The 19,037-nt window shown below is 70.9% G+C and carries 18 protein-coding genes; 17 read left to right on the top strand and 1 reads right to left on the bottom strand.

What is annotated here, in order from left to right; genetic code table 11:
- The first annotated feature begins 52 nt into the window (after positions 1-52).
- From AC07C1_RS03785 to AC07C1_RS03860, 16 genes are all read left to right on the top strand, one after another.
- Positions 53-982, top strand: a complete 930-nt coding sequence (locus tag AC07C1_RS03785) for an ABC transporter ATP-binding protein (protein ID WP_478936704.1) — start codon at positions 53-55, stop codon at positions 980-982.
- Positions 979-1,749, top strand: coding sequence for an MlaE family ABC transporter permease (locus AC07C1_RS03790; RefSeq protein WP_478936705.1), 771 nt, complete (start codon positions 979-981; stop codon positions 1,747-1,749). Before AC07C1_RS03785 ends, AC07C1_RS03790 begins: the two co-directional genes overlap by 4 nt.
- A gap of 3 nt (positions 1,750-1,752) precedes the next feature.
- Positions 1,753-2,577 (top strand): MlaE family ABC transporter permease, encoded by an 825-nt coding sequence (locus tag AC07C1_RS03795; RefSeq protein ID WP_478936707.1) that lies wholly within the window; start codon positions 1,753-1,755, stop codon positions 2,575-2,577.
- 11 nt (positions 2,578-2,588) lie between these two features.
- Complete coding sequence (locus tag AC07C1_RS03800) at positions 2,589-3,845, top strand: MCE family protein (RefSeq protein ID WP_478936709.1); 1,257 nt, start codon at positions 2,589-2,591, stop codon at positions 3,843-3,845.
- Positions 3,842-4,882: an MCE family protein gene (locus AC07C1_RS03805; RefSeq protein ID WP_478936710.1), complete on the top strand. Its 1,041-nt coding sequence runs from the start codon at positions 3,842-3,844 to the stop codon at positions 4,880-4,882. The genes AC07C1_RS03800 and AC07C1_RS03805 overlap by 4 nt, the downstream gene beginning before the upstream one ends.
- Entirely contained in the window at positions 4,879-6,060 is a 1,182-nt protein-coding gene (locus tag AC07C1_RS03810) for an MCE family protein (protein ID WP_478936711.1), read from the top strand. The genes AC07C1_RS03805 and AC07C1_RS03810 overlap by 4 nt, the downstream gene beginning before the upstream one ends.
- Positions 6,057-7,166, top strand: coding sequence for an MCE family protein (locus tag AC07C1_RS03815; protein ID WP_478936712.1), 1,110 nt, complete (start codon positions 6,057-6,059; stop codon positions 7,164-7,166). The genes AC07C1_RS03810 and AC07C1_RS03815 overlap by 4 nt, the downstream gene beginning before the upstream one ends.
- Positions 7,163-8,440, top strand: a complete 1,278-nt coding sequence (locus AC07C1_RS03820) for an MCE family protein (RefSeq protein ID WP_478936713.1) — start codon at positions 7,163-7,165, stop codon at positions 8,438-8,440. The genes AC07C1_RS03815 and AC07C1_RS03820 overlap by 4 nt, the downstream gene beginning before the upstream one ends.
- A complete protein-coding gene (locus tag AC07C1_RS03825; RefSeq protein WP_478936714.1) occupies positions 8,437-9,711 on the top strand; it encodes an MCE family protein in 1,275 nt (424 codons plus the stop codon). The genes AC07C1_RS03820 and AC07C1_RS03825 overlap by 4 nt, the downstream gene beginning before the upstream one ends.
- The gene (locus tag AC07C1_RS03830; RefSeq protein WP_478936715.1) at positions 9,708-10,196 is read left to right on the top strand and encodes a hypothetical protein; all 489 of its coding nucleotides are present in this window, start codon (positions 9,708-9,710) and stop codon (positions 10,194-10,196) included. The genes AC07C1_RS03825 and AC07C1_RS03830 overlap by 4 nt, the downstream gene beginning before the upstream one ends.
- A gap of 34 nt (positions 10,197-10,230) precedes the next feature.
- Entirely contained in the window at positions 10,231-10,992 is a 762-nt protein-coding gene (locus AC07C1_RS03835) for a hypothetical protein (RefSeq protein ID WP_478936716.1), read from the top strand.
- A 147-nt stretch (positions 10,993-11,139) separates the two neighbouring features.
- Entirely contained in the window at positions 11,140-11,970 is an 831-nt protein-coding gene (locus AC07C1_RS03840) for a TIM barrel protein (protein ID WP_478936717.1), read from the top strand.
- A gap of 40 nt (positions 11,971-12,010) precedes the next feature.
- Positions 12,011-12,901: a 2-hydroxy-3-oxopropionate reductase gene (locus AC07C1_RS03845; protein WP_478936718.1), complete on the top strand. Its 891-nt coding sequence runs from the start codon at positions 12,011-12,013 to the stop codon at positions 12,899-12,901.
- Positions 12,902-13,074: 173 nt separating this feature from the next.
- Positions 13,075-14,538 carry a catalase gene (locus AC07C1_RS03850; RefSeq protein WP_478937218.1) on the top strand — a complete coding sequence of 488 codons (1,464 nt, stop codon included), beginning with the start codon at positions 13,075-13,077 and terminating at the stop codon, positions 14,536-14,538.
- 463 nt (positions 14,539-15,001) lie between these two features.
- On the top strand, positions 15,002-15,235 hold the full coding sequence (locus AC07C1_RS03855) for a hypothetical protein (RefSeq protein ID WP_478936719.1): 234 nt from the start codon (positions 15,002-15,004) through the stop codon (positions 15,233-15,235).
- Positions 15,236-15,588: 353 nt separating this feature from the next.
- On the top strand, positions 15,589-16,158 hold the full coding sequence (locus tag AC07C1_RS03860; RefSeq protein ID WP_478936720.1) for a hypothetical protein: 570 nt from the start codon (positions 15,589-15,591) through the stop codon (positions 16,156-16,158).
- A 77-nt stretch (positions 16,159-16,235) separates the two neighbouring features.
- Here the strand turns inward: AC07C1_RS03860 and gcl are convergent, their stop codons facing one another.
- Positions 16,236-18,023: a glyoxylate carboligase gene (gene gcl / locus AC07C1_RS03865; protein WP_478936721.1), complete on the bottom strand. Its 1,788-nt coding sequence runs from the start codon at positions 18,021-18,023 to the stop codon at positions 16,236-16,238.
- Between the two features lie 250 nt (positions 18,024-18,273).
- On the opposite strand from gcl, the gene AC07C1_RS03870 reads away from it, so the two are divergent.
- Positions 18,274-19,020 (top strand): hypothetical protein, encoded by a 747-nt coding sequence (locus AC07C1_RS03870; RefSeq protein ID WP_478936722.1) that lies wholly within the window; start codon positions 18,274-18,276, stop codon positions 19,018-19,020.
- Positions 19,021-19,037 lie beyond the last annotated feature (17 nt).

The following is a 19,037-nucleotide window of genomic DNA, read 5'->3' on the forward strand; positions in this document are numbered from 1 at the left end:
CTCCCCGTAGAGCAGATGTCGGAGCTGCTCCACGGGCGAAGGGTGAAACCGGATGGGTGTGGAGATCTGTGTGGAAGGGCTGACCAAGTCCTTCGGCCACCAGGTCATCTGGCAGGACGTCTCGCTGACGCTGCCCGCCGGGGAGGTCTCGGTGATGCTCGGCCCCTCGGGGACGGGCAAGTCGGTGTTCCTCAAGACGCTCGTCGGGCTGCTCAAGCCGGAGCGTGGCTCGGTGAAGGTCGCGGGCCGGGACATCACCCGCCTGCGTGAGCACGACCTGTACGAGGTGCGGAAGCTGTTCGGCGTGCTGTTCCAGGACGGCGCGCTGTTCGGCTCGATGAACCTGTACGACAACATCGCCTTCCCGCTGCGCGAGCACACCCGCAGGTCCGAGAGCGAGATCCGGCGGATCGTGCTCGAGAAGATGGACATGGTCGGGCTGATCGGCGCGGAGGGTAAGCTGCCCGGCGAGATCTCCGGCGGTATGCGCAAGCGGGCCGGGCTCGCCCGGGCCCTGGTCCTCGACCCGGAGATCATCCTGTTCGACGAGCCGGACTCGGGCCTGGACCCGGTGCGCGTGGCCTACCTCAACCAGCTCATCGTCGACCTCAACGCGCAGATCGACGCGACCTTCCTGATCGTCACGCATGACATCGCCTCGGCCCGCCAGGTACCCGACAACATCGGGCTGCTGTTCCGGCGCGAGCTGGTGATGTTCGGGCCGCGCGAGCAGCTGCTGACCAGTGACGAGCCCGTTGTGCGGCAGTTCCTGAACGGCCGGATGCAGGGGCCGATCGGCATGGCGGAGGAGAAGGACGCGGCGCAGGTGGAGCAGGAGCTGGCCCAGATCGACGAGGGCGGCTCAGACGACGCGCTGCCTCCCCGCCTGCTGCCCGGTCCCGGCATCACCCGCCCACCCCGCTGGGAGGCGATCGCCGGCCGGGAGGCCGAGCTGCACGGGACGGGGGTGGCGGGCGCATGAGCCTCTCCCCGACGGGTGCGCTGCGGCACTCCGGCAACCTCTTCGCGATGGCGCTGGACGTCGTCCGGACCCTGCCCCGGCGGCCGTTCCAGGCACGGGAGTTCATTCAGCAGGCCTGGTTCGTCGCGAGCGTCACCATCCTGCCGACGGCTCTTGTCTCGATCCCCTTCGGGGCCGTCATCGCACTCCAGATCGGCAGCCTCACGCGTCAGTTGGGCGCGCAGTCCTTCTCCGGTGCCGCGTCCGTGCTCGCCGTGCTGCGCGAGGCCTCGCCGATCGTCACCGCGCTGCTCATCGCGGGCGCGGGTGGCACGGCGATCTGCGCGGACCTCGGGGCACGCAAGATCCGGGACGAGATCGACGCGATGCAGGTGCTCGGCATCGACCCGATCCACCGGCTCGTCGTACCGCGCGTGCTGGCGTCGATGGTCGTGGCCGTCCTCCTCAACGGCCTCGTCTCGGTCGTCGGCGTCGCGGGCGGCTACTTCTTCAACGTCGTTCTCCAGAACGGCACGCCCGGCGCCTACCTGGCGTCGTTCACCACGCTGGCCCAGCTGTCCGACCTGTGGGCGGCCGAGCTCAAGGCGCTGGTGTTCGGAGCCATCGCGGCGATCGTCGCCTCGTACAAGGGGCTCACCGCGAAGGGCGGTCCGAAGGGCGTGGGCGACGCCGTCAACCAGTCCGTGGTGATCACTTTCATGTTGCTGTTCGTGACCAACTTCGTGATGACCGCGGCGTACTTCCAGATCGTCCCGCAGAAGGGGTAGCCGATGAGACCGCAAAGAGTCTTCGACCGCCCGCTGCGCTCCCTGGAGGAACTGGGCACCCAGCTGTCCTTCTACGGCCGCTCGCTGGCCTGGACGGGCCGCACCCTGCGCCGCTACAAGAAGGAGATCCTGCGGCTGCTGGCCGAGGTGAGCTTCGGCCGTGGCGCGCTCGCCGTCGTCGGCGGCACGGTCGGCGTGATCGCCTTCCTCTCCTTCTTCACCGGCACCGAGGTCGGCCTCCAGGGCTACGCGGCCCTGAACCAGCTCGGCACCTCCAACTTCGTGGCGTTCCTGTCGGCGTACTTCAACACCCGGGAGATCGCCCCGCTGGTGGCCGGACTCGCCCTGTCCGCGACCGTCGGCGCCGGGTTCACCGCGCAGCTCGGTGCGATGCGGATCAGCGAGGAGACCGACGCGCTGGAGGTGATGGGCGTCCCGTCGCTGCCGTTCCTGGTGACGACGAGGATGATCGCCGGCTTCGTCGCGGTGATCCCGCTGTACGTGATCGGGCTGCTGTCCTCGTACTTCGCCGCCCGCACCATCACCACCGGCTACTACGGGCAGTCGACAGGCACCTACGACCACTACTTCCAGCAGTACCTGCCGCCGGTGGACGTCCTGTGGTCCTTCGGCAAGGTGATCGTCTTCGCCGTCCTGATCATCCTGGTGCACTGCTACTACGGCTACCACGCGAGCGGCGGTCCGGCGGGCGTCGGCGTCGCGGTGGGCCGGGCGGTGCGCACGTCCATCGTCGCCATCAACGTCCTGGACTTCTTCCTGAGCCTCGCGATCTGGGGCGCCAACACGACCGTACGGATCGCGGGGTGAGAGAGGTGCGCATGCGCAAAGTGAGACTCAGGTTGTACGGCATCGCGTTCATCGCCGTGCTCGCGCTGCTGCTGTCGCTCGCGGTGGCCGTGTACCAGCAGGCGTTCACGTCCGTGGTACGGATCACCCTGGAGGCCGACGCCCTCGGCAACCAGCTCGACCCGCGCGCCGACGTCAAGCTGCGTGGGCTGCTGGTCGGCGAGGTGCGCGAGGTGCACGCGGACGGCACGAAGGCCACGCTCGACATCGCGCTCAAGCCCCGGTACGTCTCGTACATCCCCTCGGACGTGCACGCGCGGCTGCTGCCCAAGACGCTGTTCGGGGAGAAGTACGTCGACCTGGTGGCGCCCGCCGGGTCCGCGCGGTCCTCGGCTCGGCCCATTCGTGCGGGAGACGTCATCACCCAGGACCGTACGAAGGTCGGCATCGAGGTGCAGCAGTTGATGAACGACCTGCTGCCGCTGCTGCGTACCGTCCGGCCCGGTGAACTCAACGCCACCCTCTCGGCGTTCGCCACCGCGCTGGAGGGCCGCGGTGACCGGATCGGCGACAACCTCACCCGGGTGGAGGGCTATCTGCGCCGCCTCAACCCGCACCTGCCGTCGATCAAGGAGGACATCTCGCGCTTCGCCGACGTGGCCGAGGTCTACGGCGACGCCGCGCCCGACCTGATGCGGACCCTGCGCAACACGGTCACCACCAGCCGGACGATCGTCGAGAAAAAGGACCGACTGGCCGCCGGCCTCCGCTCGACCGCAGCCATGGCGGGCACGGCGAACGACTTCCTGTCCGAGAACGGCGACCGGCTGATCACTCTGGGCCGGGTCTCCCGCCCCACGCTGGAGCTCTTCGCCCGCTACTCCCCCGAGTACCCGTGCCTGTTCCAGGGCCTCGTCCGGCAGGAGAGGGCGTCGGAGGACGCGTTCCGGGGCGGGGAGATGCGGATCACCCTCGAAGTCGTCCGGCCGCAGGGGGCGTACCAGCCCGGTGAGGAGCCGGTCTACGGCGAGCGGTCGGGCCCGGACTGCCGTGGCCTGCCGCATCCGCGGGTGCCCGGACCGAAACCCCGTCTCAACGACGGTACGTCGGCCGGAGGTTCCGGCGGCGTACTTCCCGGAGGTGCCGACGTGTCCGCCACCGAGGCCGAGCAGCGGGCGGTCGGCTCGCTCGTGGCCCCCGTCATGGGCGTCCCCGCGGACGAGGTGCCGCCCGTCGCGACCCTGCTGTTCGGGCCGCTCGCGCGCGGAACGGCGGTGAGTGTCGCATGAGCAGGGCAGGAGCCCGGCAGACCGCCGCCCCGCTGATCAAGTTCAGCCTCTTCGCGCTGGTCACGATCGCGGCGACGGCGCTGCTCGCCGCCACCATCGTCAACATCTCCTTCACCCCGAAGGAGACCTACCACGCGGTGTTCACCGACGTGACCGGGCTGGAGACCGGCGACGACATCAGGGTGGCCGGAGTCCGGGTCGGGGAGGTCGAGGGCATCCGGATCAAGGACCGGACCCTGGCGGAGGTCACGTTCACCGTCACCGCGGACCGGCCCCTGCTCGCCGGCACCCATGCGGTCGTCCGCTACCGCAACCTGGTCGGGCAGCGGTACATCGCGCTGACCGAGGGCACCGGCGACGGCACCACCCGGTTGCGGCCCGGCGGCACCATCCCGCCGACGCGGACCCAGCCGGCGCTGGACCTCAACGCCCTGCTGAACGGCTTCAAGCCGCTGTTCGCCGCGCTCAGCCCGAGCGACGTCAACCAGCTCGCCACCGAGATCATCAAAACCCTCCAGGGCGAGGGCGGCACGGTGAACAGCCTGCTCGCCCACACGGCCTCCCTCACCACGACCCTCGCCGACCGCGACCGGCTGATCGGCTCGGTGATCGGCAACCTCAACACCGTCCTGGAGACGCTCGACAAGCGCGGCTCCCGCTTCTCCGAGCTGCTGAAGCAGCTGCGGCGGGTGATCTCGGGCCTGTCCGCCGACCGCAAGCCCATCGGTAAGTCACTGGTGGGCATCGGCGACCTGGCGGAGGCCACCTCGGGGCTGCTGAAGGACGCGCGTCCGCCGCTCAAGGACGACATCGCCGGCCTCGGCCGGCTCACCGGAACGCTGAACAAGAACGAGGAGACCGTGGAGGGCGTCCTGAAACGGCTGCCGAACAAGCTCGACAAGCTGACCGGGACGGCGTCGTACGGCTCGTGGTTCAACTTCTACCTCTGCGACTTCGACGGCCGGATCGTGCTGCCGAAGACCAAGCAGGTGATCACCCCGGAGCTGCACGTCGCACGGGCGAGGTGTGGCGGATGAGCATGCGCGTCCCGCGGCGCAGGACCCGCCGCCCCGAGCCGTTGGTCAAAGTACGGGTGCTGCCGCCGAAACTACCGAAGCTACCCCGGCTGCCGAAGCTACCCCGGCTGCCGAAGCGCAAGGCCCGCCCCGAACCACTGGTGAAGGTGCGCGTCCTGCCGCCGAAGCTGCCCAGGATCCGGCTGAAGCGCCCGCGCCTGAAGCCGTTCCGCGAGCGCAACCCCGTCGTCGTCGGCGCCGTCGGCCTCACCGTCCTCGCGCTGCTCGCGGTCGCCGCTTTCAACGCCGACAGCCTGCCGCTGATCGGCGGCGGTGAGACGTACACCGCGGCCTTCTCGGAGGCCGGCGGGATCAAGCCGGGCGACGAGGTACGGATCGCCGGGGTCAAGGTCGGCAAGGTCGAGGACGTCGACCTGGACGGCGACCATGTCAAGGTCACCTTCAAGGTGAAGGGCCACCCGGCGTTCGGTACCGACACGGGCGCGTCGATCCGGGTCAAGACGATCCTGGGAGCGAAGTACCTGGCCCTGCACCCGGAAGGGCCGGGCCAGTTGAAGCCGGGCAGCGAGATCCCGCTCCGGCGGACCGTGTCGGCGTACGACGTCGTGCAGGCGTTCAGCGACCTGACGACCACCACCGAGGAGGTCGACACGGACCGGCTCGCGAAGGCGCTGGACACGATCTCCGTCACCTTCCAGGACTCGCCCGAGGAGGTGCGGGCCTCGATCAAGGGGCTGTCGCGGATCTCCAGGACCGTCGCCTCCCGGGACAAGTCGCTGCGCGGGCTCCTCGACCACGCGAACGGAGTCACCAAGGTGCTGGCCGGCCATACGAAGGACTTCTCCGCGCTGGTGAAGGACGGCGACGAACTGTTCAAGGAGATCGGCAAGCGGCGCCAGGCGATCCACAAGCTGCTCAAGAGCTCCGCGCTGCTGGGCATCGAGCTGTCCGGCCTGGTCGACGACAACGGCAAGCAGATCGGGCCCGCCCTGAAGAACCTCAACACCTTCGTGAAGATGCTCGAACGCAACCAGACGAGCCTCGACCGCAGCGTCCGGCTCCTCGCCCCCTACGTGCGGCTGTTCACCAACACCCTCGGCAACGGCCGCTGGTTCGACTCCTACGTCCAGAACCTGGTCGCCGCCCCGGTCACGCCCCGGACGGGAGGCACCCGATGATCCGCAGACTCCTGGCCCTGTTCACCGTGCTCGCGGTCGTCACCGGCCTCGCCGTCCTCCTGTGGCCGCACCCCGCCCCCGTCCGCGTCACCGCGTACTTCCCGCGCACCGTCGGCATCTACCCCGGTTCGGACGTCCGCGTCCTCGGCGTCCGCATCGGCGAGGTCGAGAAGATCACGCCGGAGGGCGGCCGGGTACGGGTGGAGCTGGAGTACGACCAGGGCCGCAAGGTCCCCGCGGACGCGCAGGCCGCCATCGTCAACTCATCGGTGGTCAGCGACCGTTACGTGCAGCTGCTGCCGGTGTACCGCAAGGGCGCGGTGCTCCGGGACGGTGACGTCATCCCGGAGTCCCGCACGGCCGTCCCCGTCGAGCTGGACCGGATCTTCGACAGCCTCCACACCACCGCCGAGGCGCTGGGCCCCAACGGCGCCGACAAGAAGGGCTCGCTGTCCCGGCTGCTCGGCGTGAGCGCGGACAACCTCCAGGGTCAGGGCAAGAACCTCAACCGGACGGTCGAGGACCTCTCCCAGGCGGTCACCACACTGTCCGACGGGCGCGGCGACCTGTTCGGGACCGTGCGGAACCTCCAGGTGTTCACGGCCGCACTGGCCGCGGACGACAAGAGCGTCCGGTCGTTCGACACCGGTCTCGCCGACGTGGCCGGGCAGCTCGCCGGGGAGCGGAAGGATCTCGCGGCCGCGCTGAAGTACCTGGCCGCCGCGCTCGGTGACGTGTCCGGCTTCGTGAAGGGCAACAAGAAGGCGCTGACCTCGGACGTCCAGGGCCTGGCCAAGGTCACGAAGGTCCTCGTCAGCCAACGGGCCGCACTGGAGGAGCTGTTGACCGTCGCCCCCACGGGCCTGTCGAACCTGCAGAACGCCTACAACCCGGTCGCCGGCACCCTCGACACCCGCAACAACGCGCAGACGTCGCAGGACCCGGCGTCCCTGCTCTGCTCGCTCCTGAAGACGACCGGGGACGACCACGACGACTGTGCGGGGCTGAAGAAGCTCTTCGACTCCCTGCCCGAGGTGCCGTCGGCCCCGGCGGCGACGGGCACGGTCGACCGGACCCTCGGCGGAATCCTGGGGGCACGGGCATGAGTGTGCTGCGCAAGGGGCAGGTGGCCGCCTGGACGGCGGTCGGCTCGCTGCTGCTGACCGGCTGCGAGTTCAACGGCTGGTACGACGTTCCGCTGCCCGGCGGCGCCGCCTCGGACGGCCACGCCTACCACGTCACCGTCGAGTTCCGGGACGTACTGGACCTGGTGCCGCAGTCGGCGGTCAAGGTGGACAACGTCACCGTGGGCGCGGTCGAGAAGGTGGAGCTGGACGGCTGGCACGCGCGGGTGCGGCTGCGGATCGCCGACTCGGTGAAGCTGCCCGGCAACGCGGTCGCCGACCTGAGGCAGACCAGCATGCTCGGCGAGAAGTACGTGGCCCTGTCCGCGCCGGCCGGCACCGAACCCGTCGGACGGCTCCGCGACGGCGACCGCGTCCCGCTCTCCCGCAGCGGCCGCAACCCGGAGGTCGAGGAGGTGCTGTCGGCCCTGTCCGCGCTGCTCAACGGCGGTGGGGTGGCCCAGCTGAAGACGATCACCGTCGAGCTGAACAAGGCCCTCAGCGGCCGTGAGAACCGGGTCAGGTCCCTGCTGAAGCAGCTCGACACGTTCCTGGGCGGCCTGGACGACCAGCGTGCGGAGATCGTGCGCGCGCTCAAGGGCGTCGACCGGCTGGCCGGGCGGCTGAAGAAGGAGAAGAAGACGATCGCCCTGGCCGTCGACACCATGCCGCCCGCCCTGAAGGCCCTCGCCGACCAGCGCAAGGACCTGACGAAGATGCTCACCGCCCTGTCCCGGCTCGGCACGACGGGCACCAAGGTCGTCAACGCCTCGCGGGACGACACCGTCGCCAACCTCAAGAAGCTGCGGCCCATCCTCCAGGACCTGAACAAGGCGGGCGACGACCTGCCCAACTCCCTCGAGTTGCTGACCACCTACCCGTTCCCGCGCAACGCCACGGAGGCCGTCAAGGGCGACTACGTCAACCTGAGGATCACCGCCGACCTGGACCTGGCGGGCATCTACGGCAACGTCACCGACAAGCCGGGCAAGGGCAAGGCCTCCCCGACGCCCAGGACACCCGGTCTTCCGAGCGCCCCCGCTCCCCTGCCGTCCACCCCGTCCCTGCCGTCCACCCCGCCCGTGCCCTCCGTGCCCTCCGTGCCCGCCGTGCCCTCGACGCCGTCCGACGGCGGCACCCTGCTGTGTCCGCCGGTGTGCACCGCGGCCTACGGCACCGGGGACGGCTCGCGTCGCCTCCCGCCCGGGGTCGACCTCGGCCTCGCCGAGCTGCTGCTGAAGGGGATACTGCCGTGATCACACGTATGGTCAAGGCCCAGCTGCTCGCCTTCGCGACCGTCACCGCTCTCGGGGTGTCGTACGTCGGCGTCCGGTACACGGGCCTGGTGGACGACGTCCTCGACCGCGGTTACACCGTGCGCGCCGACTTCGCCGAGTCCGGGGGCGTCTTCCCCGGTGCCGAGGTCACCTACCGGGGAGTGCCGGTGGGCCGGGTGGGCGATCTGCGGCTGACCGGCTCCGGGGTCTCGGTGGCGCTGGAGATCGAGGACGGCGCCCCGAAGATCCCGGCCGACACGCTCGCGGTGGTCGCCAACCGTTCCGCGGTGGGCGAGCAGTACGTCGACCTCCAGCCACGGGGGCCGGGCGGCCCCTATCTCGTCGACGGCAGCCCGATCCCGCGCAGCCGCACCCGGACCCCGCTGCCGGTCACCGACCTGGTCCTCAGCCTCGACCGGCTGGTCACCTCGGTCGGCAAGGACGATCTGCGCACCACCGTCGACGAGTTGGGCAAGGCGTTCTCCGGCACCGGGCCGCACCTGACCCGTCTGGTGGACTCCGGCAACGCGCTGGTGGAGTCGGCGTCCGCGTCGCTCCCGGAGACGGTCTCGCTGATCGAGGACTCGCGGAAGGTGCTGAAGACCCAGGCCGACCGCGGCTCGGCCATCAAGTCGTTCTCCCGCGATCTGGCCACGCTCACCGAGCAGATGAAGTCGAGCGACGGGGATCTGCGCCGGCTGATCGGCAACACCGTGCCCGCCACCCGGGAGGTCGGCTCCCTGCTGAAGTCCACGCGACCGCACGTACCGGTCCTGCTGGCCAACCTCATCAGCGGCGGCCAGGTCACGGTCGCCCGGCTGCCCGGCGTCGAGCAGGCCCTGGTCACGCTGCCGCTCACCGTGGCGGGCAGCTACACGGTCATCCCCGGCGACGGCACCACCCACTTCGGGATGACCGTGAACGCCGACGACCCGCCCGCGTGCACCCAGGGTTACGGCACCCAGCGGCGCGACCCCGCCGACACCGGCACGCGCCCGGCGAACACCGGCGCGCGCTGCACGGCACCGCGTGGGGGCGGGACCTCGGTGCGCGGCGCGCAGAACGCCCCCGGCGCGACGACCAGCGCGCATGGCGCCGACCGGGCCGCGTTCGTGGCCCCGTACGACCCGGAGACCGGCACCGTGACCGGCCCGGACGGCAAGCCCGTCGAGATCGGCTCGACGGGCGGCGAACAGACCGTGTTCGGAAAGGAGTCGTGGCAATGGCTGCTCGTGGGACCGATGGCATGAGAGGGGGGCGCCTGAGGCCGCTGCCGGTGGGACTCGTCGCCGCGACCGTGCTGACCACCGTGCTGGCCGTCTGGCTGGGCCTGAGCCTGTCCGGCCAGCGCGGGGCGGAGCAGCGCCGTCAGGATGTCCTGGCGGCGGCCCGCCAGTCGGCGCTGAACTTCACCTCGCTCGACTACCGGCACTACGACCGGGACAGCGGCAACGTGCTGAAGGGCGCCACCGGCGACTTCAAGAAGCAGTTCGCCGCGCAGACCGAGCAGCTGACGAAGCTCGTCGCCCAGAATAGATCGGTGTCCGAGGGACAGGTCCTGGAAGCGGGCATCGTGCGGTCCGACGAGCGCTCGGCCCGCGTCCTGGTCGTGGCCGACAGCAAGGTGACCAACACCGCCGCGCCCGAGGGCCAGGCGCGCACCTACCGGCTCCAGCTCGACCTCGTGCGCGTGGCCGGCCGCTGGCTGACTTCCGACGTCGCGTTCGTGGGCTGAACGACCAGTGAGGCCCTCAGTGAGGAGAGACACCGTGGCGAACCCGACCTCCCGTACCCGGGGCACCGGCTCCCCGGCCCGTCGCACGATGACCGCTGCCGCCCGCGCGGCGGCCAAACGCGCCGGGCGGCCGGAGCGCCCGGCGAGCGGTACCCGTGCCGCTGCCGGCCCGGCCCAGCGGATCCCGTCCGGGCGCACCCTGCTCATCGAGCCCCCGGCGGACGGCTGGGACGACCCGCCGGAGCCCGAGCTGGTCGAGGAGGAGCCCGAGGAGAGCGCGCCCCCGCGCGAGGCCGGCCGGCGGGTGGTCACCGCGGTACTGGGCGTCGTGCTGGTGGCGGCCCTGGTCGTGGCAGCTGTACTCGGGTGGCGGTACCGGGAGGGGCAGCAGGCGGAGCAGGCCCGCGGCGAGGCCCTCGCGGCCGCACGGAAGGCCGCGCCGGTCGTGCTGTCGTACGACTACCGGCACCTGGACCGGGACTTCGCCCGGGCCCGGGCCCTGCTCACCGGGGCGTTCCGGGACGAGTACGGCAAGACCACGAAGACGGTGGTCGCACCGACCGCGAAGAAGTACCACGGCGTGGTGAAGGCGACCGTGGCCAGACCCGCAGACGGCGGCGCGCCGGCGGTCTCCGTCGTGTCGGCCGCACCGGACAGGGCCGTCGTCCTGCTCTTCATCGACCAGGTCACCGAGAGCACCCGGGTCTCGGGGCCGCGTCTGGACCTGAACCGGGTGCGGATGACGCTCACCCGCGCCTCCGGCGGCTGGAAGGTGAGCGGCGTCGACGCCCTCTGAGCAGGCCTGTGTCAGTGCCCTCGCGCGTACGCGCGGGGGCACTTTTTCGTGGGCTCTCTTGACAGCCGTCCCCCCTCACGGGCACTCTTCCATTACGCAGAAACCAACTTCCGCATTATGGAATTACAGGAAGGGAGCGCCGCCCCCGTGGGATTTGCAGACCAGCGCTTCAACGTCAACCTGTCGATCCTCTTCACGGAACTCCCGCTCCTGGAGCGCCCCGCGGCCGCCGCCGCGGCGGGCTTCACCGCGGTCGAGCTGTGGTGGCCCTGGGTCGACTCCCCCACCCCCGAACAGTCCCGGCTCGACGCGCTGAAGAAGGCGATCGAGGACGCGGGCGTCCAGCTCACGGGACTGAACTTCTACGCCGGACAGCTGCCGGGCCCCGACCGCGGCGCCCTGTCGATCCCCGGTGAGGAGTCGGTGAGGTTCCGCGCCAACATCGACGTGGCCGCCGGCTTCGCCGCCTCCCTCGGCTGCAAGGCCCTCAACGCCCTCTACGGCAACCGCGTCGAGGGCGTGGACCCGGCCGAGCAGGACGCGCTCGCCCTGGAGAACCTCGCCCTCGCGGCCCGCGCGGCCGACCGGGTCGGCGCGATCCTGCTGATCGAGGCCCTCAACCAGCCCGAGTCGCCGAAGTGCCCGATCGTGAGCGCGCCGCAGGCCGTCGAGATCGTGGACAAGGTCAACGCGGCCACGGGGCTCGGGAACGCGAAGTTCCTGATGGACCTGTACCACCTGTCCATGAACGGCGAGGACCTCACCTCGGTCATCGAGCGGTACGCGGCGAGGACCGGGCACGTGCAGATCGCCGACAACCCCGGCCGCGGCGCCCCCGGGACGGGTTCGCTCCCGCTGGAGGAGCTGCTCGACCAGCTGAAGAAGGCCGGCTACGACGGCTGGATCGGCCTCGAGTACAAGCCGGGCGACCGTCCGAGCGCCGAGGCCTTCGAGTGGCTCCCGCGCGAAGCGCGCTGAACCCCCGACTTTGCAGAGCAGTAAGAGAGGCACCCCCAACATGAGCAACCTCCCCAAGATCGCGTGGATCGGCCTCGGCATCATGGGCTCCCCCATGTCCGAGAACCTGGTCAAGGCGGGTTACGACGTCACCGGCTTCACCCTGGAGCAGGACAAGCTGGAGCGTCTGGCCGCCGCCGGCGGTACCGCGGCCGGCTCGATCGCCGAGGCGGTCCGGGACGCCGACGTGGTGATCACCATGGTGCCCGCCTCCCCGCACGTCGAGGCCATCGCCTACGGCCCCGACGGCATCCTGGAGAACGCCAGGCAGGGCGCCCTGCTGATCGACATGTCCTCGATCACCCCGCAGACCTCCATCGACCTGGCCGGCGCCGCCAAGGACAAGGGCGTCCGGGTGCTGGACGCCCCGGTGTCCGGCGGTGAGGCCGGCGCCGTCGAGGCCGTACTGTCGATCATGGTCGGCGGCGAGCAGGCCGACTTCGACCAGGCCAAGCCGATCCTCGAGGCCCTGGGCAAGACCATCGTGCTGTGCGGCCCGCACGGCTCCGGCCAGACCGTGAAGGCGGCCAACCAGCTGATCGTCGCCGTGAACATCCAGGCGTGCGCCGAGGCCGTGGTCTTCCTGGAGAAGTCGGGCGTGGACCTGAAGGCCGCGCTGGACGTCCTCAACGGCGGCCTCGCCGGCTCCACCGTGCTGACGCGCAAGAAGGACAACTTCCTCAACCGCGACTTCAAGCCGGGCTTCCGCATCGACCTGCACCACAAGGACATGGGCATCGTCACCGACGCCGCCCGCACGGTCGGCGCCGCCCTGCCGGTGGGCGCCGTGGTCGCCCAGCTGGTCGCGTCGCTGCGCGCCCAGGGCGACGGCGGCCTGGACCACTCGGCCCTGCTGCGCGCCGTGGAGCGCCTCTCCGGCGCCCGGGTCTGACAGCCCTCTCGAGACTTCCGGGCCGCGGCGCCGCTGACATCTGTCCTGTCGCGCCCAGGCGTCGCCGCGGCCCGGAATCAATTTCAACAAACTGTTGACGCTCAGATCGCCCCACTTCTAGGCTCCACAAAGCGGAAACAGGTTTCCGCTGACACCCGCACGGAAGGTCCATGATGTCGAAGCGCGTGCTCACGACAGAGTCCGGCGCCCCGGTCGCCGACAACCAGAACTCCGCCTCTGCCGGCGTAGGCGGCCCGCTCCTGATCCAGGACCAGCACCTCCTGGAGAAGCTCGCGCGCTTCAACCGCGAGCGCATCCCGGAGCGCGTGGTGCACGCCCGTGGCTCCGGCGCGTACGGCCACTTCGAGGTGACGGACGACGTCACCGGTTTCACCCACGCCGACTTCCTGAACGAGATCGGCAAGCGCACCGAGGTGTTCGTGCGCTTCTCGACGGTCGCCGACTCCCTCGGCGGCGCGGACGCCGTCCGCGACCCGCGCGGTTTCGCGGTGAAGTTCTACACCGAAGAGGGCAACTACGACCTCGTCGGCAACAACACCCCGGTGTTCTTCATCAAGGACCCGATCAAGTTCCCCGACTTCATCCACTCGCAGAAGCGCGACCCCTTCACGGGCCGCCAGGAGCCCGACAACGTCTGGGACTTCTGGGCGCACTCCCCCGAGGCCACGCACCAGGTGACCTGGCTGATGGGCGACCGCGGCATCCCGGCGTCGTACCGGCACATGGACGGGTTCGGCTCGCACACCTACCAGTGGTCGAACGCCGAGGGCGAGGCCTTCTTCGTCAAGTACCACTTCAAGACGAACCAGGGCGTCCGCTGCCTGTCCGCCGAGCAGGCCGCCGAGATCGCGGGCAAGGACCCCAACTCCCACCAGACGGACCTGCTCCAGGCCATCGAGCGGGGCGTGCACCCGTCCTGGACGCTGTACGTGCAGCTCATGCCGGCGGCCGAGGCGGCGGACTACCGCTTCAACCCGTTCGACCTGACGAAGGTGTGGCCGCACAAGGACTACCCGCTGCAGCGGGTCGGCCGTCTGGTCCTGGACCGCAACCCGGACAACGTCTTCGCCGAGGTCGAGCAGGCCGCGTTCTCCCCGAACAACTTCGTACCCGGCATCGGCCCGTCCCCGGACAAGATGCTCCAGGGCCGGCTGTTCGCCTACGCGGACGCCCACCGCTACCGCCTGGGCGTGAACCACACCCTGCTCGCCGTGAACGCCCCGAAGGCGGTGCCGGGCGGCGCCCGGAACTACGGCCGCGACGGCTTGATGGCGTCCAACGCCCAGGGCCGCCACGCCAAGAACTACGAGCCGAACTCCTACGACGGCCCGGTGGAGACCGGCCGCCCGCTGTCGGCTCCCCTGGCGGTCGCCGGCCACACCGGCACCCACGAAGCGCCCCTGCACACCAAGGACGACCACTTCTTCCAGGCGGGCGAGCTGTACCGCCTGATGTCCGGGGAGGAGAAGTCCCGCCTGGTCGCGAACATCGCCGGTGGCCTGTCGCAGGTCTCCCGCGACGACGTGATCGAGAAGAACCTGGCCCACTTCCACGCCGCCGACCCGGAGTACGGCAAGCGCGTGGAGGCGGCGGTCCGCGCCCTGCGCGAGGACTGAGCACCAGGAACCCGCAAGCAGCGTACGGAGTCTGACGGGAGGTCATGACTTCCGCACGCGGCCCGCGCGGTACACCGGACGGCCCGGATGAGGGGTGGCCGTCGGTGGAGGCGCGGGCAGGGCGAGGACCGCGGCGGCATGCGAGCCAGTGCGGTGGTGAAGGAACGGCGTGCCCTTCTCGACCTGAGGGAAGGGCCCCCGGCTCCGTCGCATCCGCCGCGGTCCCACCCAGCCCCCGTACGGGGGCCACCCGCCCCGTCCGGCGGCGCGAACGACCTGTCGCGCCCAGCCTCGCGCCGTCGGACGGTCACCACCAACAGCGCTCCCTGCGCCGGTCACATGCCCGGCGCAGGGAGCGTTCGGCGTTGCCGGCCGAGCGCGTCCATGACGGGAGTGTTCGGGGGGCCACGGACAGTCACCGGCCCGGCGTGCGCATCCGCTCGCCGCGCCGCACGCTGAAGCCATGGGCAATCCGACTCAGTACCCGCACATCGTGGTCCATGCGCCCGCGCTGGACGGTTCCCGGCGGGTCACCGAGGGGGACGTGACCCTGGGGCTCGCGTCGCACCTGGACGACGTCGTGGAGATCCTGCGGCTGGCCGATCTGGACCAGATCGAGGTGGAGGAGAGCGATCTCATCGAATGGCAGGGCGGCGGCCCGGACGACTGGCCGGGGCTGTCGGAGCACGAGCTGTAGCGGCGGCGCGTACGGCAGCGGTCGCAGAACCGGCCGCACAACCCTCAAATCAACCTCTGAACACCGCCGAGGGGGCTTCAACTGCCCCCGCACCGGGGGACATTATCGGTACGCGGGGCTCGCCGGCACGGGGGCGGCGGGCCCCGCTCGGGGTGCCGCGTGGACCGTACGACGTCGATTCCACCGGACCCGTGCGCGGTCGCCCTGCTGCGGGGCGGTCACCGCGCCGCCGTGGCCGTCGCCGTGCTCGGGCTGCATCCGCGCGGTGCCGTCGAGGCGGGCCGGCCGGGCACCCCGCGGCGGACCGGGGCAGGGACCTCCGGGCCGTTCCGTCATCCGCTGGAGAAGGCGGTATGCACCGGCCTCTACCGTCCCGCCGGCCACGGGAGTTGCCCGGCCGGGCGGTGGTGCGGCGGGCTCTGGCCCGGATGCGGGCGGACCTCGCGGCGGCCGGACCGCTGCGGGCGCTTCCGCCGGGCCGCACCCGTGCCGCCCGCCGTCAGCCGGCGGCGTTGCGCGAGCGCCATCCGCTCCCCGAGAGCCCCGACGGCCTGCCGGCGGAGGACGTGCTGCTGACCGTCGCGCTGTACGGGGAGCGGGCCCTGACCGCTCTTGCGCCGCGTTTCGCCCGCGAGTGCGGGCTGACCGGCCGGGGCGCCCTCGCGGACGAGGGTCTCTTCCCGTTCGGCCGGGGCACCGGCGTCCGCGGCATCGCCGGCGACGAGGGCCCGGCCGGCCGGGACGGCGACGACCGCGACACCGGCGGCGGCGCGCACGGCGGTCACGGCCACGGCGGCGCGCACGGCGGTCACGACTACGGCGGCGCGCACGGCGGTCACGACTACGGCGGCGGGTACGGGGGCGGCGGGTACGGCGGCGGTCACGACTACGGCGGCGGGTACGGCGGCGGCGGGTACGGCTGAGGGCCGGCACCCGCGGGCGCGGCGAAGGGGCGGCCCGTCCAACCGGACGGACCGCCCCCTCGTACGCTTCCGGCGGGTCAGACCTTCAGCGGCTTGATCGCCGTCGGCGCGTGGCCGGGCTCGGTGGCCAGGTCCTCGAACTCGGAGATGTCGCTGATGTCCATGGTGCGGCTCATGGAGATGTTGGTGATCCGCTCCAGGATCGCCTCCACGACGACCGGCACCTGGTACTCGGCGGCCAGCTTCTTGGCCTGTTCGAAGGCCGCGCCGAGCTGGTCCGGCTCGGTGACCCGGATCGCCTTGCAGCCCAGGCCTTCGGCGACCTTGACGTGGTCCACGCCGTAGACGCCGATCTCCGGCGTGTTGATGTTCTCGAACTCCAGGTTGACCTGGAAGTTGATGTCCAGGCCGATCTGCGCCTGCCGGATCAGGCCCAGGTAGGCGTTGTTCACCAGGACGTGGACGTAGGGGATCTTGTGCTGTGCCGCGACCGCCAGTTCCTCGATCATGAACTGGAAGTCGTAGTCGCCGGAGAGGGCGACGACCGGGGCGTCCGGGTCGGCCTTGGCGACGCCGATCGCGGCCGGGATGGTCCAGCCGAGCGGGCCGGCCTGACCGCAGTTGATCCAGTGGCGCGGCTTGTAGACGTGCAGCATCTGCGCGCCGGCGATCTGGGAGAGGCCGATGGTGGTGACGTACCGGGTCTCCGGGCCGAAGGCCTTGTTCATCTCCTCGTACACGCGCTGGGGCTTCATCGGCACGTTGTCGAAGTGCGTACGGCGCAGCAGGGTGGCCTTGCGCTCCTGCGTCGAGGCGACCCAGCCGGCTCGGTCGGGCAGCTTGCCGGCCGCCTTCAGTTCCTTCGCGACCTCGATGAACAGCTCCAGCGCGGCCTTGGCGTCGGAGACGACCCCGTAGTCCGGCGGGAAGATCTTGCCGATCTGGGTGGGCTCGATGTCGACGTGGACGAACTTGCGGTCGCCGCGGTAGACGTCGAGCTTGTAGCCGGTGTGGCGGTTGGCCCAGCGGTTGCCGATGCCGAGGACGAAGTCCGACTCCAGGAAGTTGGCGTTGCCGTACCGGTGCGAGGTCTGGACGCCCACCATGCCGGCGTTCAGCTCGTGGTCGTCGGGCAGCGTGCCCCAGCCCATCAGGGTCGGGATGACCGGCGTCCGGGTCAGCTCGGCGAACTCCACCAGAAGGTCGGAGGCGTCGGCGCCGATGACGCCGCCGCCGGCGACGAGGACCGGGCGCTCGGCGGCGAGCAGGAAAGAGAGCGCCTTCTCGATCTGCGCGCGGGTCGCGGTCGGCTGGTAGACCGGCAGCGGCTCGTACGTCTCCGGGTCGAACTCGATCTCGGTGAGCTGGACGTCGATCGGCAGGTCGATCAGGACCGGGCCGGGACGGCCGGAGCGCATCAGGTGGAAAGCCTGCTGGAAGACGCCGGGGACCTGCGCGGCCTCCAGGACGGTGACCGCCATCTTGGTGACCGGCTTGGCGATGGAGGCGATGTCGACGGCCTGGAAGTCCTCCTTGTGGATCACGTGCGTGGGCGCCTGGCCCGTGATGCACAGGATCGGGATGGAGTCGCCGATGGCCGAGTACAGGCCGGTGATCATGTCGGTGCCGGCGGGGCCGGAGGTGCCGATGCAGACGCCGATGTTGCCCGGCTCGGTGCGGGTGTAGCCCTCGGCCATGTGCGAGGCACCCTCGACGTGGCGGGCGAGGGTGTGGTTGATGCCGCCGCCCTCCTGAAGGGCTTTGTAGAACGGATTGATCGCCGCGCCCGGCACACCGAAGGCGTCGGTGACGCCCTCGCGCTTGAGGATCTCAACTGCCGCGCGGGCAGCGGTCATACGGGCCATCGAGTACTCCTGCTTCGGCTGTCTGATGCGTACTCCCGTCGCGCCCCGCGGTGAGCACAGTCTCCAGATTGTCAAACTTCCGCATTGCGGAACTTAACTTCTACTATCTGGAAGCAATGTAGGGGTGCGGGCGAGTGCCGTCAAGAGAGGCCGAGACGCGGCAAGCGCCGGACAAGGGGGATGCGGCAGGAGGACGATGGGAGGCGCTGTCCTGAGACGACTGTTGCGACGCGACGCCTGGGAGTGGGCCATGCCCGAGAGCGTGCCGGTGCACTGTCCGGCCTGCCGGCGCGAGCACCTCTACACCGCGCCGGTGTATCCGTGCGAGTGCGGCGCGCCCACCGCCGCACGACTGGATCCGGCCGCCGAGCCGGTCGTGTCGGCACACCGGGCCTGGGACGACGAGTGGCTCGCCGTGTCCTGCGCCGTCTGCGGGCGGCACAACCAGTGGCCGCGTCCGGAGCTGGGCTGCCCGTGCGGGACGGTGCTGCGCGTTCCGGTGACGGGCACGCCCGCGCAACCGCCGGCGGCTCGTGCCGGGGACCGGGCGGAGCAGGATCCGCCCGCGGCCCCCGGCCACCGCCGCGCCTTCCAGCCCCGCACCGTCCGGACCGCCCGCGACGCCGTCACCACCGCCGCGCTCTATCTGCGCTGGCTGGGCTACCAGGACATCCGGCGCGCCGACCAGCGGCCGGCGAACGGCATCGGGCTCGCCGCCCGGGGGCTGCTCGCCCAGGTGGATCCGACCGTGCGGCCGACCGCGCCGCGGGACGTGGAGTGCCTGTGGCTGACGGCGATGACGGAGTCCGCGGACTGCGTGTACTTCTCCCTAGCCGGCTACACCGACGAGGCCCGTACCCGCGCCGCCGCGCTGGCCGTCCCGCTGTTCGTCCTGGACCTCGCGGGCGTCCCGCAGCCGATGAACGACCCGGCCGGCACGCTGGACGCCGAAGGCGCGCCGCAACCGGGGACGAGGACGCGGGACGGGCAGGTCTGACCGCTCCACGGGGAGTT

It is taken from the genome of Streptomyces sp. NPDC045022 (assembly GCF_056432605.1).